Below are 14,288 nucleotides of genomic sequence, written 5' to 3' on the forward strand. Positions count from 1 at the left end.
GGGTCTGAGGGTCTGAGGGTACACCTCTTCGCACCGCCCGGAAAAACAAAAGGCCATCCGCGAGGATGGCCTTTTGTCATGGAATCTGATGGTGCCCGGGGTCGGACTCGAACCGACACGTATTGCTACGGCGGATTTTGAATCCGCTGCGTCTACCGATTTCGCCACCCGGGCAGCTGCGAGGGATTATACGAATGGCGCTTGGCCATGCAAGGTGTTTTTCTTGCGCCCACCGTTGTTTGCTCATTTATTCAACGCCTTGCCGATGCCAAGCCAGTTACATAGAATGCCCGCATCATATTAATGGAATAATCATCATGGCCAAGCGCAAGACCCCCTCCCCTCTCCAGCCTGCTCCCCGGCATCCGTCTGCCGGTCTGCTGCGCCGTCTCGGCGCCCTGCTCTATGACTATCTGGTGGTGATTGCCCTGCTGATCATCGCCGGCTTCATCGGCATGGGGGTGGCCCACCTGCTGCTGGCCACCGGCATGGCGCACGTCCCCGAGGGCAAGGATGCCGCCTGGCTGCTCACCAGCCCCCTCTACAGCGCCTGGCTGGCCTTCGTCATCTGCGGTTTCTACACCTGGTTCTGGGTCCGCGCCGGCCAGACCATCGGCATGCGGGCCTGGCGCCTGCGCATCCAGAACCTGGACGGCAGCAACATTCGCGTCACCCAGGCCCTGATCCGGCTCGCTACCTCGGCCTTTGGCCTGGGCAACCTGCTGTGTGTGTTCAATCGCGCCCGCCCCCGCGCCTTCCAGGACATCTGGGCCGAGTGCGAGGTGGTGGTGCTTGGCAAGACGGAAAACCTGGAGCAGCTCAATCGCTGATCCCAAGACGGCAACGAAAAAGGGCACCCCGAGGTGCCCTTTTTGTTGACCAGAACTGACTGCTTGCAGCCCAGAACCTTGACGGAAACGGTGCATCGGGATGCGATGGCCGCCTGTTGTCAGCAGCCCGCCGTCCTTCAGGCCGCTACTGCTTGCGGCTCAGGATATAGAAGGAGATGCCGCCAAACAGCAGGCTGGGTGCGATGGCCGCGAGGATGGGCGGGACCGCATAGACCAGGCTGACCGGGCCGAACACCCTGTCGCTCACATAGACCGCGAAGCCGGTCATGATCCCCATCAGCATCCGCGCCCCCATGCTCACCGAACGCAGCGGGCCGAAGATGAAGGAGGAGGCGAGCAGTATCATGGCCACCACGGAGAGCGGTGAGAGCAGCTTGCGCCACATCTCCAGCTTGTAGCGTCCGGCATCCTGCTTGTTGGCATCCAGATAACCGATGTAGTCCCGCAGCCCCGAGATGGGCAGGTTTTCGGGATCGATACTGACCACCCCGAGCTGCTTGGGGGTCAGCTCGGATTGCCAGGCCATCTGGGCATGCTGTTCGTCCTGGATCCGGGTGGGATCGTCAAACCGGGTGATGTGCACCTGTTTCAGCAGCCAGTGGTGATCCTCGAACACCCCCTCCTTCGCCTGCACCACGTCGATCAGGTTGCGGGACGGAGTGAAGCGGTAGAGGGTGATGCCGGTCAGGGCGCCATCATTGCGCACCCCGTTGATGTTGACGAAGTTGTTGCCATCCCGTGCCCATACCCCGTAGGCCGAGACCGTGAGTCGCCCTTCCGACATGGCCCCCGCCTTGATGTCATCCGCCATCCGCTTGGCGGCCGGTGCGACGTACTCGCCCATCAGCCCCACCAGCAGCATCAGGGGAATGGCGGTCTTGAGCGCCGCCATGACGATGCTGATCTTGGAGCGTCCCGCCGCCTGCATCACCACCAGCTCGGAGCTGGTCGCGAGCTGGCCCAGGCCGATGAGGCCACCGAGCAGGGCCGCCAGGGGGAAGAAGAGCACCGCCTCCTTGGGCATGGAGAGCAGCACGTAGTAGAGGGCGTTGAGCATGTCGTAGTTGCCTTCCCCGACCGCCTTCAACTGCTCCACGTACTTGATGAGCGCGGCCAGCCCGACTAGGGTCAGCTCGCACAGCAGGATCGACATGAAGATGACCCTGCCTATGTATCTATCGAGAATGCCGAACATCAGCAGAGACTCCCAGGTTGCAGCATCATGCTGACTTTCTCTTGAACAATTGCCCTTTGACCCCGTTCCACCAGCTGGTGCCCTGCAGGTTGAGAGGCAACCCTATCAGCAGCAGATAGACCAGGGGCACCAGGAACATCCCGGGCCAGTGGGGCAGACGCCCGCTGTCGATGGCCGACCGGGCGGCACTGAGCAGCAGGAAATAGGAGAGATAGAGCAGGATGGCCGGCAGCAGCTTGGCGTAACGCCCCTGACGGGGATTGACCCGCGCCATCGGCACCACCAGGAAGGTGAGCACCAGGATGGAGAGGGGCAGCGACAGGCGCCACTGCAATTCGGCCATCAGCTGGTTGTCCTGGGTGCCGAGCAATGCCAGGGTCGGCTTGGCCGCCGCCTTGCGGTTGGATTGCTCCATCTCCTGCTGGCGGATCACCAGGCTGTATTCACGAAACTCCGAGACCTGGAACTGCTTGCCGGTGAAATGCCCCTCGTAGCGCGAACCATCCTTCAGGGTCAGCCACTGCAAGCCGTTGCTGTCGGCGGTCACCTGCCCCTCGTTGGCCACCACCACTGACGGGGGTGAGCCACCCTCGGCCCGTTGCAGCACGAAGATTTTCTGCAACTCCGACCCCTTGTCGTTCAGATCCTGGATGTAGGCCACCAGGCGCCCCTTGTCGAGCTCCATGAAGCGGCCGGCCTGCAGGAAAGAGATACCGGGATCGGCCTTGAACTCGTCGATCACCTGGTACTCCCGCTCCTTGGCCTGGGGGGCGACCCAGCCGGTGTTGAACGCCGCGACGGCGGCGGTCAGCAGGGCCAGCACCAGGGCGCTGCCCATGATGAAACGGTGACTGAAACCCACCGCGTGCATCACCGTCATTTCGCTTTCAGCGTACAAACGGCCGTGAGCAAACAGAATGGCTAAAAACAGACTGATAGGCAGCATCAACAACGCCATATTCGGCAGGTTGAGCAGCAGGAGGGTGGATACCAGGCGCGTCGGCACCTCACCATCGGCGGCATCGCCAATGATCTGGATAAATTGCTGGCTGACGAAGATAAGCAGCAGCACGAACAGCACCGCCAGCTGGGTTTTCAGGGTCTCCCTGAACAAATATCGGAAAACGATCACAGTCATTCCCAAGTAAACTTGTGTTTTTAGTCGAATGCCTGAAAAATAGGGCCCTATATTGGATTTTTACCAGTTTGAACTGCGGAGCCTGTGACTGTTCGCTCCGCCTCTGATACCCCAACAAGCACCGCATTATTCAATAAATGGTGCCTTTTGTCTTTAGGATGTAGGAGATTCCATGGAGTTCAGTGTAAAGAGTGGCAGTCCTGAGAAGCAACGCAGTGCCTGCGTCGTGGTCGGCGTTTTTGAGCCCCGCCGCCTCTCTCCGGTTGCCGAACAGCTGGACAAGATCAGCGACGGCTACCTCAGCTCGCTGCTGCGCCGTGGCGACCTGGAAGGGAAACCGGGCCAGATGCTGCTGCTGCATCAAGTACCGGGCGTGCTCAGCGAGCGCGTACTGCTGGTCGGGTGCGGCAAGGAGCGCGAACTCGACGAGCGCCAGTACAAGCAGATCATCAACAAGACCATCACCACCCTGAACGAAACCGGCTCCATGGAAGCGGTCTGCTTCCTGACCGAGCTGCACGTCAAGGGTCGGGATACCTACTGGAAGGTGCGTCAGGCGGTGGAAACCACCAAGGCGGGCCTCTACAGCTTCGATCAGTTCAAGACCAACAAGGCCGAACCGCGCCGTCCGCTGCGCAAGCTGGTCTTCAACGTGCCGACGCGTCGGGAACTGACCATAGGCGAGCGCGCCATCAACCACGGCCTGGCCGTGGCGAAAGGGGTGCGCATCTGCCGCGACGTGGCGAACATGCCGCCCAACGTCTGCAATCCCGCCTACCTCGCCTCCCAGGCCCGCCGTCTGGCGGATGCCTATGACAACATCACCACCAGGGTGGTGGGGGAGCAGGAGATGGCCGAGCTCGGCATGAACTCCTACCTCGCAGTGGCCCGCGGCTCCGAGAACGAAGCCATGATGGCCATCATCGAGTACAAGGGCAACGCCGACGCCAAGCCCATCGTGCTGGTGGGCAAGGGGCTGACCTTCGACTCCGGCGGCATCTCCATCAAGCCGGCAGACGGCATGGACGAGATGAAGTACGACATGGGTGGCGCCGCCTCCGTGCTCGGCACCATGCACGCCCTGGCCCAGTTGCAGCTGCCCATCAACGTCATCGGCGTGCTGGCGGGCTGCGAGAACATGCCGGGGGGCAACGCCTACCGCCCTGGTGACATCCTCACTACCATGTCCGGCCAGACCGTCGAGGTACTCAACACCGACGCCGAAGGCCGCCTGGTGCTGTGCGATGCCCTCACCTATGTGGACCGCTACGATCCCGAGACCGTGATCGACGTGGCGACCCTGACCGGTGCCTGCATCATCGCCCTGGGCCACCATACCTCTGGCCTCTTGGCGAACCACAACCCCCTGGCCCACGAGCTGCTCAACGCCTCCGAACAGGCCGGCGATCGCGCCTGGCGTCTGCCCCTGTTCGACGAGTATCAGGAGCAGCTGGAAAGCCCGTTCGCGGACATGGCCAACATCGGTGGCCGTCCGGCCGGTACCATCACCGCCGCCGCCTTCCTGTCGCGCTTCACCAAGAAGTACAACTGGGCCCACCTGGATATCGCAGGGACCGCCTGGAAGAGCGGCAAGGAGAAGGGCTCCACCGGCCGTCCTGTGCCCCTGCTGACCCAGTTCCTGCTCAACCGGGCCGGCGTGGCGGACGTCGAAGACAAGGAGTGATCCCCTTCCCCATCGACTCGAAGAGCGATGCGAGAAGGCGTTACCCTGTATCACAAGGAAGAGGCCTGCCTCTTCCTTGTTTCATTGAGAGAATCCGGGAAGTCCGTGCCAGACGCGGCTCCCGAAGACGGCCAATCGCTGTCCGTCACAGCCAAACGGGACCGACCTGATGAGCCAAGTGACCTTTTACCTGATGAGCCAGCCCGATGATGCGGATGCCTCCGCCGTCGAGCGCCTCGCCTGCCAGCTTGCGGCCGATGGCTGGAGCGCAGGCCACCTCTATCTGCTGTGCGAGGACGAGGCCCAGGCCCTGCGTCTGGACGAGCTGTTGTGGCAGTTGCCGCCCGATCGCTTCGTGCCGCACCAGTTGCAGGGGGAGAGCGGTCAGGCTCCGGTGGAGATAGGCCATCAGCCGCCACGGCGGCGCTATGCCTGCCTCATCAACCTGGCCCGGCAGACACCTTTGTTTGCAGGACACTTCGCTCAAGTGGTAGATTTTGTCCCCACTGACGAAACGCAAAAGCAGCAAGCCCGCGAGCGCTACAAGCACTATCGCCAGGCGGGCCATACCCTCGAGATGAGGGATCAGCCCGTCCTTGCCGCACCGGATCCGGCGCAGCCCTGACTGCACCACCCGCGATCCACCACGACTCAACACCAGACTCCATCCATCCAGAATACGGCGAGACCATGGAAAAGACTTTTAATCACAACGCCATCGAACAGGCGCTCTATCAGCACTGGGAAGCCCAGGGTTACTTCAAGCCCCACGGCGACACCAGCAAAGACTCCTTCTGCATCATGATCCCGCCGCCCAACGTCACCGGCAGCCTGCACATGGGTCACGCCTTCCAGCAGACCCTGATGGACACCCTGATCCGCTACAACCGCATGCAGGGCAAGAACACCCTGTGGCAGGCGGGCACCGACCACGCCGGTATCGCCACCCAGATGGTGGTGGAGCGCAAGATCGCCGCCGAAGAGGGCAAGACCCGTCACGACTACGGCCGTGACGCCTTCATCGACAAGATCTGGCAGTGGAAGGAAGAGTCCGGCGGCACCATCACCCGCCAGATGCGTCGCCTCGGCGACTCCGTGGACTGGGAGCGCGAGCGCTTCACCATGGATGAAGGCCTCTCCGCTGCCGTACAGGAAGTGTTCGTCCGTCTCTACGAAGATGGCCTGATGTACCGCGGCAAGCGTCTGGTGAACTGGGATCCCAAGCTCAACACCGCCATCTCCGATCTGGAAGTGGAAAACCGCGAGATAAAGGGCCACATGTGGCACCTTCGCTATCCCCTGGCCAACGGCGCCAAGACCGCCGAGGGTCAGGATCACCTGATCGTCGCCACCACCCGCCCGGAAACCATGCTGGGTGATACCGCAGTGGCGGTGAACCCGGAAGACCCGCGCTACAAGGCGCTGATCGGCCAGCACATCCTGCTGCCGCTGGTGAACCGCCTGATCCCCATCGTCGCCGACGAACACGCCGACATGGAGAAGGGCACCGGCTGCGTGAAGATCACCCCGGCCCACGACTTCAACGACAACGAAGTGGGCAAGCGCCACAACCTGCCGATGATCAACATCTTCACCCTGGACGCCCACGTGCGTGCCGAGGCCGAAGTGGTCGACACCAATGGCAACCCCAGCACCGCCTATGATGCCGCCCTGCCGAGCGAGTTCGCCGGGATGGAGCGCTTCGCCGCCCGCAAGGCCATCGTCGCCAAGCTGGACGAGCTGGGCCTCCTGGCCGAGATCAAGGATCACGTGCTGCAGCAGCCCTACGGCGATCGCGGCGGCGTGCCCATCGAGCCCATGCTGACCGACCAGTGGTACGTGCGCGTGGCCCCCATGGCCAAGACCGCCATCGAGGCGGTGGAAGATGGCCGCATCCAGTTCGTGCCGAAGCAATACGAAAACATGTACTTCTCCTGGATGCGCGACATTCAGGACTGGTGCGTCTCCCGTCAGCTGTGGTGGGGTCACCGCATCCCGGCCTGGTATGACGACGCCGGCAACGTCTACGTGGGCCGCAACGAAGAGGAAGTGCGCGCCAAGCACAGCATCCCGTCCGTGACCGTGCTGCGTCAGGACGAAGATGTGCTCGACACCTGGTTCAGCTCCGCCCTGTGGACCTTCTCCACCCTGGGCTGGCCGAACAACACCGAGGCGCTCAAGACCTTCCACCCCACCGACGTGCTGATGAGCGGCTTCGATATCATCTTCTTCTGGATCGCCCGGATGATCATGATGACCATGCACTTCATCAAGGACGAAAACGGCCAGCCGCAAGTCCCGTTCAAGACCGTCTACATCACCGGCCTCATCCGTGACGAAGAAGGCCAGAAGATGTCCAAGTCCAAGGGCAACGTGCTGGACCCCCTCGACATGATCGACGGCATCTCCCTGGAAGATCTGCTGGAGAAGCGCACCGGCAACATGATGCAGCCGCAGATGGCCGAGAAGATCGCCAAGCGCACCGCCAAGCAGTTCCCGGAAGGGATCAATGCCCACGGTACCGACGCCCTGCGCTTCACCCTGGCGGCGCTCGCCTCCACCGGCCGTGACATCAACTGGGACATGAAGCGCCTGGATGGCTACAACAACTTCTGCAACAAGCTGTGGAACGCCTCCCGCTATGTGCTGATGAACACCGAAGATCAGGATTGCGGCTTTGCCGGTGGCGAGATGCAGTTCAGCCTGGCGGATCGCTGGATCCAGTCCCAGCTGCAAGTGGCCATCCGTGACTTCCGCACCGCCCTCGATACCTACCGCTTCGACATCGCTGCAGGCGTCTTGTACGAATTTATCTGGAACCAGTTCTGTGACTGGTATCTGGAGCTGACCAAGCCGGTACTGACCAAGGGCTCCGAGGCCGAGCAGCGCGCTGCCCGCCACACCCTCGTCAGTGTCCTCGAGACCCTGCTGCGCCTGGCACACCCGATCATCCCGTTCATCACCGAAACCATCTGGAAATCGGTCGCCCCGCTGGCCGGCGTGCACGCCGACACCATCATGATTCAGGCTTTCCCGGAATTCGACGCCGCCAAGGTGGACGACGCCGCGATGGCGGATCAGGAGTGGGTGAAGGAGTTCATCGTCAGCATCCGCAACATCCGCGCCGAGATGAACGTGGCGCCGAGCGTGCCCCTCAACGTGCTGCTCCAGTGCGATGCCAAGGATACCCAGCGCGCCGCTGACAACGAGGCCTTCCTCAAGTCGCTGGCCCGTCTGGAATCCATCCGCGTACTTGGCGCAGGTGAAACCGCCCCGCTGTCGGTCAAGAAATTGATCGGTGCCACCGAGCTGATGATCCCGATGGCTGGTCTCATCGACAAGGAAGCCGAGCTGGCCCGTCTGGCCAAAGAGGTGGCCCGTCTGGTGGGCGAGTGCGGCCGCATCGAAGGCAAGCTCGGCAACGAGGCCTTCGTCGCCAAGGCGCCGGAAGCGGTCATCATCAAGGAGCGCGAGAAGCTGGAAGATTACCGTCTCCAGCTGACCAAGCTGGAAGCCCAGCAGGCCGAGATCGCAGCGCTCTAAGCCACAGCGCAACATGACAAGCCCCCGTTTATCGGGGGCTTTTTCATGTCATGGGTTCAGTTCTCCCTCTCCTGCCCCGCAGTTTTATCCCTCCCGCCGGGGCGATATTCAAAAATTCACGAGCCAAATCACCTCCTTTCACAAGCGCAGAGCCCGCAAATTCATTACACTGCCAGCGGTCTTTTCTATCGGGAGTGCTGCTGCAGTATGGAAATATTGATCCTGTTTGGATTGATTTTGCTCAATGGCGTCTTCGCCATGTCGGAAATCGCCATCGTGACGGCACGCAAGGCACGCCTCGCCAAAATGGCGAGCGAAGGGAGCCGCTCCGCCGCCATCGCCCTCAAGCTCGGGGAAGATCCGACCCATTTCCTCTCCGCCGTGCAGATCGGCATCACCAGCATCGGCCTGCTCAACGGTATCTATGGCGAGTCCCTGCTGGCCCAGCCCTTCGCCCTCTGGCTGCAGGAGTGGGGGCTCTCCCCCAAGAGCAGCAGCCTGCTCGCCACCGTCATCGTGGTCGTGCTGGTCACCTATCTCTCCATCGTGGTAGGGGAGCTCGTGCCCAAACGCCTCGGACAGCTCAGCGCCGAGCGCATTGCCTGTCTGGTAGCCCGCCCCATGCTCTGGCTGGCGACCCTGACCCGTCCCTTCGTCTGGTTGCTCTCCGCCTCCACCAACGCCAGCCTGCGGCTGCTGCGGGTCGATCAGCGCAGCAGCAACAATGTCACTCAGGAGGAGATCCACGCCATGCTGGTGGAGGGCTCCGAAGCGGGGGTGATCGAGGACCATGAGCACACTATGTTGCGCAACGTGTTCCGCCTCGACGAACGCAGCCTGGCCTCCCTGATGGTGCCGCGCAGCGACATCCGCTATCTTGACCTGTCACTGCCGCTGGAAGTGAACCTCCAACGTCTGGTGGAGTATCGCCACAGCTTCTTCCCTGTCTGTGACGGCAGCCTGTCGGATCTCGTCGGCATCCTCAACGTCAGCAAGGTGCTGCACGCCTACATCAAGGGAGAGCCCATCGATCTGGCGGCGCTGACCCAGGACGGCAGCCTGCTGCCGGAGACCCTCAACGGCCTGGAGCTGCTCAACCACTTCCGTACCCACTCCGAGCACATGGTGCTGGTGGTGGACGAATATGGCGAGCTGCAGGGGCTGGTCACCCAGCAGGATCTGCTGGAAACCCTGGCCGGCGACTTCCAGCAGGAAGATGGGGAAGACAACTGGGCCTTCCAGCGCGCCGACGGCAGCTGGCTGCTCGACGGCCTCATTCCGCTGCCAGAATTGAAGGACTGTCTGGAGCTGGTTCGTCTGCCGGAAGAAGAAAAACATCACTATCACACCCTTGGAGGGCTTATCATGCTGCTCCTTGGCCGCCTTCCCCAGACCGGAGACCTGGTCACCCTGGAACAGTGGCAACTGGAAATCGTGGATATGGACGGCCTGCGCATCGACAAGGTGCTTGCCATGCCCTTGACCGACCAACCCAGCTAACCTGCGGAGTTTGCATGTATGGAGCAGTTTTACCACCTGGCTCACGCCTTTATGCATCAGGATCTGGCGACACTCTCTGATCCCAAGATGGTCTTCATGGTCTATGTCGTCCTGCTGACCTTCCTGGTGCTCGAGAATGGCTTTATCCCCACCGCCTTCCTGCCAGGGGATACCCTGCTGATCCTGACCGGCGTGCTGATCTATCAGGGGGTGTTGCCGATGGCAGTGGTCCCGCTGCTGATCATGGCGACCTTCGTCGGTACCTGGCTTGGCTACATGCAGGGGCGTTTCCTCGGCCACACCCGGATGTATCACAGGCTGATGTCCCATCTCGATGACAAGCACAAGGAGAAGGTGCACTACCTGCTCAACAAGTACGGCATCATCACCCTGATCACCGCCCGCTACATCGCCTTCGTGCGTACCGCCTACCCCTATATCGTCGGCGCCAACGAGATCCCCCAGGGGCGCTTCCTGGTGGTCAACCTGATCAGCTCCATCATGTGGATCTGCCCCCTGGTCGGGCTGGGTTACTACCTGAGCCACACCAAGCTGGCCGCGCAGTATGAGTCCCAATTTCTCAGCGTCATTATCTACCTGCCGGTCGTGCTGCTGGTGGGCGGCCTCATCGCTCTGGTCTGGCGCTGGTGGAGCAGACGCAAGCCCGGCGTCTCCAGAGAGTGAGACAAACCACAGGGTCGCCCACAGGCGGCCCTTTTTTATGGAAAATAGTGGCGAATTCCCCCTGCTCGCTCTTGTAAAGCAGGGGCAAAAATGAGTGAATCTAGCGCCTTTTTTCGCTGTGGATGGAGTTGGTTGTATGGGGTGTTGGATTCGCGCAATCGCGCTGGTAGGTGGATTGATGGGACTGCTGGGTTCGCAGACAGCCCTGGCGACCCCCGACCCGGCCAAGCTGCAGCTCAAATCGGGCAGTGCCCTGGTGATGGACGTCAACACCGGCAAGACCCTGTATCAGAAAAACCCCACCCGGGTGCGCCCCATCGCCTCTCTCACCAAGCTGATGACGGCGCTGGTGGTGCTGGATGCCCGCCAGAACCTCAATCAGACCCTGACCATCGATCAGAACGACAGGGACAACATCAAGCACACCTATTCACGGGTGCGCATGGGCACCCAGGTCAGCCGCCGCGACGCCCTGCATCTGGCGCTGATGTCCTCCGAGAACCGCATGGCCTCGGCGCTTGCCCGCCACTACCCGGGGGGTCGCCAGGCCTTCATCCGCGCCATGAACAACAAGGCCAGACAGCTCGGCATGCGCAACACCCGCTACTATGACTCCACCGGTCTCTCCACCCGCAACGTCTCCACCGCCCAGGATCTGGCCAAGCTCCTCTCTGCGGCCTATCGACAGCCGCTGATCCGTGAATTCACCCAGGACACCAGCAGGGAGATGCGCTTTCACAAGCCGGCCTACAGCCTGATGTTCAACAATACCAACCCGCTGGTGAAGAACCCGGACTGGGATGTACGCCTCTCCAAGACAGGCTATACCGACGAAGCGGGCCGCTGCCTGCTGATGCGTGCCAAACCGGATCGTCAGGAGCTCGCCATCGTACTGCTCAACTCGGTGGGCAAACGCACCCCTGTCGGGGATGCCAACCGCATCCGCAAGTGGCTGAAAAGCTGATTCTCTCCACGAAGACATGAAAGGATGCCGCGGCATCCTTTTTATTGCCCGCCAAACGCCTCAGCAAGCCGCCAGAGAGCGCCAGCCCCTCACAGCATAGTGCGTATGGTAAGGGCACCCAGGTCCACAGGCACGGCCACGGGATGCATCAGCAGCCTGCCAGGCAAGACCCGTCGAGAGTGGTTACCCGGGGGCACGTGCAGCAAGGGGGAACCGTCCCCCGTGGGAGCGTCAGGGAGAAGAACACGAGAGAGACAACCCCATGATGGGGAGGAGGATATCGCCCATAAAAAAACAGCCCCGACTGACGTTGAGGCTGTCTGTATGGTGCGCCCGAGAGGATTCGAACCTCTGACCACCTGGTTCGTAGCCAGGTACTCTATCCAGCTGAGCTACGGGCGCTCACAACTTGTTGCACTGCTTGAAATATGGTGCGCCCGAGAGGATTCGAACCTCTGACCACCTGGTTCGTAGCCAGGTACTCTATCCAGCTGAGCTACGGGCGCTCATAAATTGTTGCACTGCTTGAAACATGGTGCGCCCGAGAGGATTCGAACCTCTGACCACCTGGTTCGTAGCCAGGTACTCTATCCAGCTGAGCTACGGGCGCTCATAAATCATTGTATTGCTTGAAATGGTGCGCCCGAGAGGATTCGAACCTCTGACCACCTGGTTCGTAGCCAGGTACTCTATCCAGCTGAGCTACGGGCGCCCTGTTTTCAAACGATAAAAAAAGCTTACTCAACAGTAAGCCTTCTTTAGTGCCGACTTGCTGATGGTCAACACATGACTCCAAGAGTCAAATATGGTGCGCCCGAGAGGATTCGAACCTCTGACCACCTGGTTCGTAGCCAGGTACTCTATCCAGCTGAGCTACGGGCGCAAAATGGCGGAGAAGGGGGGATTCGAACCCCCGATGCGGGTATAAGCCGCATACTCCCTTAGCAGGGGAGCGCCTTCAGCCTCTCGGCCACCTCTCCGTTTGCGGGGCTGATAATACTTCACAGGGATTTTTAGTCAAACACTTTTTTGGAGAAAACAGAGCGTTCGCTCAGCATTTGGCCAAAGAGTGGAATATTCAAGCAATATCGACACTTACCCAGTAGTTTCGCGCTCTGCAGGCCGATTTGCAGGCCCCTGAAAAACAAAAGGCGACATCCAGGATGTCGCCTTCAGGCAGCCATGAAATGGCTTAGAAATTCGGTTGGCCCGGGACTTTCTCGGCCTGTATCCGCATGTAGATCTCTTCGCGGTGTACGGAAACCTCTTTCGGTGCATTCACACCGATACGAACCTGGTTCCCTTTTACGCCCAGTACGGTAACGGTTACTTCGTCACCAATCATCAGGGTTTCCCCTACACGACGAGTCAAAATAAGCATTCGCTTGCTCCTGTATCCTGTTTTGTATTTATATCGATATGCGCCATTATCTTACAAAGATACCGATATGGTAAATGGTTGAAACTAAATCAATCAGGGATTGTTTCCCAAGGGCTGCTCATGAGGCTCTTGATCCAACCCGAACGCCGAGTGCAACGAACGCACGGCCAGCTCCAGGTACTTCTCGTCAATCACCACGGATATCTTGATTTCAGAGGTGGAGATCAGCTGCATGTTGATCCCTTCCTCACCCAATACCTTGAACATGGTGCGCGCTACACCAGGATGATTCCACATGCCGACCCCGACGATGGAGACCTTGGCGATCTCTCCGTTGCCCTGCACGCAGGCGGCCCCCAGCTCGCTGGCGGTCTCCTCCAGCAAGGCGCGGGCCCGGCGATAATCATCGCGATTCACCGTGAAGGTGAAGTCGGCGGTACCATCCCCCATGGTGTTCTGCACTATCATGTCGACATCTATGTTGGCGTCGCTGATCGGATTCAGGATCTGCGCGGCCACGGTCGGCCTGTCCGGCACACCCAGAATGGTCAGGCTGGCCTCGTTGCGATTGAACGCAATGCCGGATACCAGGGGTGCTTCCATCCTCTCACCTCCATATGTGATTAAGGTTCCCTCTCCGTCGACAAAACTCGACAGCACCCTTAGCGGCACGCGGTACTTGCCCGCGAACTCGACCGAACGGATCTGCAACACCTTGGCTCCGAGACTCGCCATCTCGAGCATCTCCTCGAAGGTGATGGTATCGAGGCGACGCGCCTTGGGCTCGATGCGCGGATCCGTGGTATACACCCCGTCCACATCGGTAAAGATCTGGCACTCATCGGCCTTGATGGCCGCAGCCACGGCCACCGCAGTGGTATCCGAACCCCCTCGGCCCAGTGTCGTGATGGCATTGTGCTCATCGCGCCCCTGGAAACCGGCGATCACCACCACCTTGCCGGCACCGAGTGCGGCTTCCACCTGCTCGGTGTCGATACGGGTGATGCGCGCCTTGCCATAGGCGGAGTCGGTGTGGATGCGGACCTGATCACCGGTCATCGAGACTGCAGGGCAACCGCGCTTGTTGAGCGCAATCGCCAGCAGCGCAATGGTGACCTGCTCACCGGTGGAGATCAGCACATCCATCTCGCGCCGGTTGGCATCCTGGTCCAGCTGCTGGGCCATGCCCAGCAACCGGTTGGTTTCGCCCGACATGGCGGAGACCACCACCACCACGTCATGTCCCTGGGCACGGGTCAGCTGAACCCGCTCAGCAACTGCCTCGATCCGCTCCAGCGTGCCGACCGAGGTGCCACCGTACTTCTGTACATAGAGTGCCACAGATCAC

The 14,288-nt window shown here is 60.8% G+C and carries 11 protein-coding genes and 7 tRNA genes; 7 read left to right on the forward strand and 11 right to left on the reverse strand.

Annotated features, from left to right (window positions below; genetic code table 11):
• Positions 1-89: 89 nt before the first annotated feature.
• Positions 90-174: transfer RNA gene (locus BN1120_RS04640), tRNA-Leu, on the reverse strand.
• Positions 175-317: 143 nt separating this feature from the next.
• Here BN1120_RS04640 and BN1120_RS04645 point away from each other — a divergent pair.
• Positions 318-830 carry an RDD family protein gene (locus BN1120_RS04645; RefSeq protein WP_010672963.1) on the forward strand — a complete coding sequence of 171 codons (513 nt, stop codon included), beginning with the start codon at positions 318-320 and terminating at the stop codon, positions 828-830.
• A gap of 145 nt (positions 831-975) precedes the next feature.
• On the opposite strand, the gene lptG is transcribed toward BN1120_RS04645, so the two are convergent.
• Entirely contained in the window at positions 976-2,046 is a 1,071-nt protein-coding gene (gene lptG / locus BN1120_RS04650; RefSeq protein ID WP_041210919.1) for an LPS export ABC transporter permease LptG, read from the reverse strand.
• A 25-nt stretch (positions 2,047-2,071) separates the two neighbouring features.
• Positions 2,072-3,184, reverse strand: coding sequence for an LPS export ABC transporter permease LptF (lptF, locus tag BN1120_RS04655; RefSeq protein WP_042014947.1), 1,113 nt, complete (start codon positions 3,182-3,184; stop codon positions 2,072-2,074).
• 172 nt (positions 3,185-3,356) lie between these two features.
• Here lptF and pepA point away from each other — a divergent pair, with 172 nt between their 5' ends.
• The 6 genes from pepA to pbpG all read left to right on the forward strand — a co-directional run bounded on the left by pepA (position 3,357) and on the right by pbpG (position 11,559).
• Entirely contained in the window at positions 3,357-4,868 is a 1,512-nt protein-coding gene (gene pepA / locus BN1120_RS04660) for a leucyl aminopeptidase (protein WP_010672960.1), read from the forward strand.
• Positions 4,869-5,037: 169 nt separating this feature from the next.
• A complete protein-coding gene (locus BN1120_RS04665; RefSeq protein ID WP_010672959.1) occupies positions 5,038-5,493 on the forward strand; it encodes a DNA polymerase III subunit chi in 456 nt (151 codons plus the stop codon).
• Positions 5,494-5,558: 65 nt separating this feature from the next.
• A complete protein-coding gene (locus BN1120_RS04670; RefSeq protein ID WP_042014948.1) occupies positions 5,559-8,411 on the forward strand; it encodes a valine--tRNA ligase in 2,853 nt (950 codons plus the stop codon).
• A 207-nt stretch (positions 8,412-8,618) separates the two neighbouring features.
• On the forward strand, positions 8,619-9,911 hold the full coding sequence (locus BN1120_RS04675) for a hemolysin family protein (RefSeq protein ID WP_029313724.1): 1,293 nt from the start codon (positions 8,619-8,621) through the stop codon (positions 9,909-9,911).
• A gap of 18 nt (positions 9,912-9,929) precedes the next feature.
• Positions 9,930-10,595, forward strand: coding sequence for a DedA family protein (locus BN1120_RS04680; RefSeq protein ID WP_039040923.1), 666 nt, complete (start codon positions 9,930-9,932; stop codon positions 10,593-10,595).
• Positions 10,596-10,773: 178 nt separating this feature from the next.
• On the forward strand, positions 10,774-11,559 hold the full coding sequence (pbpG, locus tag BN1120_RS04685) for a D-alanyl-D-alanine endopeptidase (RefSeq protein WP_010672955.1): 786 nt from the start codon (positions 10,774-10,776) through the stop codon (positions 11,557-11,559).
• A gap of 325 nt (positions 11,560-11,884) precedes the next feature.
• Here pbpG and BN1120_RS04690 read toward each other — a convergent pair.
• The 8 genes from BN1120_RS04690 to BN1120_RS04725 form a co-directional block, all read right to left on the reverse strand.
• Positions 11,885-11,961: transfer RNA gene (locus tag BN1120_RS04690), tRNA-Arg, on the reverse strand.
• A 27-nt stretch (positions 11,962-11,988) separates the two neighbouring features.
• Positions 11,989-12,065: transfer RNA gene (locus BN1120_RS04695), tRNA-Arg, on the reverse strand.
• Between the two features lie 27 nt (positions 12,066-12,092).
• Positions 12,093-12,169 (reverse strand) — tRNA-Arg (locus tag BN1120_RS04700).
• 25 nt (positions 12,170-12,194) lie between these two features.
• A tRNA-Arg gene (locus BN1120_RS04705) sits at positions 12,195-12,271 on the reverse strand.
• 94 nt (positions 12,272-12,365) lie between these two features.
• Positions 12,366-12,442: transfer RNA gene (locus BN1120_RS04710), tRNA-Arg, on the reverse strand.
• Positions 12,443-12,446: 4 nt separating this feature from the next.
• Positions 12,447-12,539: transfer RNA gene (locus tag BN1120_RS04715), tRNA-Ser, on the reverse strand.
• A 212-nt stretch (positions 12,540-12,751) separates the two neighbouring features.
• Complete coding sequence (csrA, locus tag BN1120_RS04720) at positions 12,752-12,940, reverse strand: carbon storage regulator CsrA (RefSeq protein ID WP_005315760.1); 189 nt, start codon at positions 12,938-12,940, stop codon at positions 12,752-12,754.
• 93 nt (positions 12,941-13,033) lie between these two features.
• Complete coding sequence (locus BN1120_RS04725; RefSeq protein ID WP_010672822.1) at positions 13,034-14,281, reverse strand: aspartate kinase; 1,248 nt, start codon at positions 14,279-14,281, stop codon at positions 13,034-13,036.
• Positions 14,282-14,288 lie beyond the last annotated feature (7 nt).

It is taken from the genome of Aeromonas caviae, assembly GCF_000819785.1.
Classification (GTDB): domain Bacteria; phylum Pseudomonadota; class Gammaproteobacteria; order Enterobacterales; family Aeromonadaceae; genus Aeromonas; species Aeromonas caviae.

Excerpts from the sequence above, each read along its gene's own strand:
- BN1120_RS04675 (WP_029313724.1), top strand. The coding sequence starts at position 8,619 with ATGGAAATATTGATCCTGTTTGGATTGATTTTGCTCAATGGCGTCTTC.
- lptF (WP_042014947.1), bottom strand. The coding sequence starts at position 3,184 with ATGACTGTGATCGTTTTCCGATATTTGTTCAGGGAGACCCTGAAAACC.
- BN1120_RS04645 (WP_010672963.1), top strand. The coding sequence starts at position 318 with ATGGCCAAGCGCAAGACCCCCTCCCCTCTCCAGCCTGCTCCCCGGCAT.
- BN1120_RS04680 (WP_039040923.1), top strand. The coding sequence starts at position 9,930 with ATGGAGCAGTTTTACCACCTGGCTCACGCCTTTATGCATCAGGATCTG.
- pbpG (WP_010672955.1), top strand. The coding sequence starts at position 10,774 with ATGGGACTGCTGGGTTCGCAGACAGCCCTGGCGACCCCCGACCCGGCC.
- lptG (WP_041210919.1), bottom strand. The coding sequence starts at position 2,046 with ATGTTCGGCATTCTCGATAGATACATAGGCAGGGTCATCTTCATGTCG.
- csrA (WP_005315760.1), bottom strand. The coding sequence starts at position 12,940 with ATGCTTATTTTGACTCGTCGTGTAGGGGAAACCCTGATGATTGGTGAC.
- BN1120_RS04665 (WP_010672959.1), top strand. The coding sequence starts at position 5,038 with ATGAGCCAAGTGACCTTTTACCTGATGAGCCAGCCCGATGATGCGGAT.
- pepA (WP_010672960.1), top strand. The coding sequence starts at position 3,357 with ATGGAGTTCAGTGTAAAGAGTGGCAGTCCTGAGAAGCAACGCAGTGCC.
- BN1120_RS04670 (WP_042014948.1), top strand. The coding sequence starts at position 5,559 with ATGGAAAAGACTTTTAATCACAACGCCATCGAACAGGCGCTCTATCAG.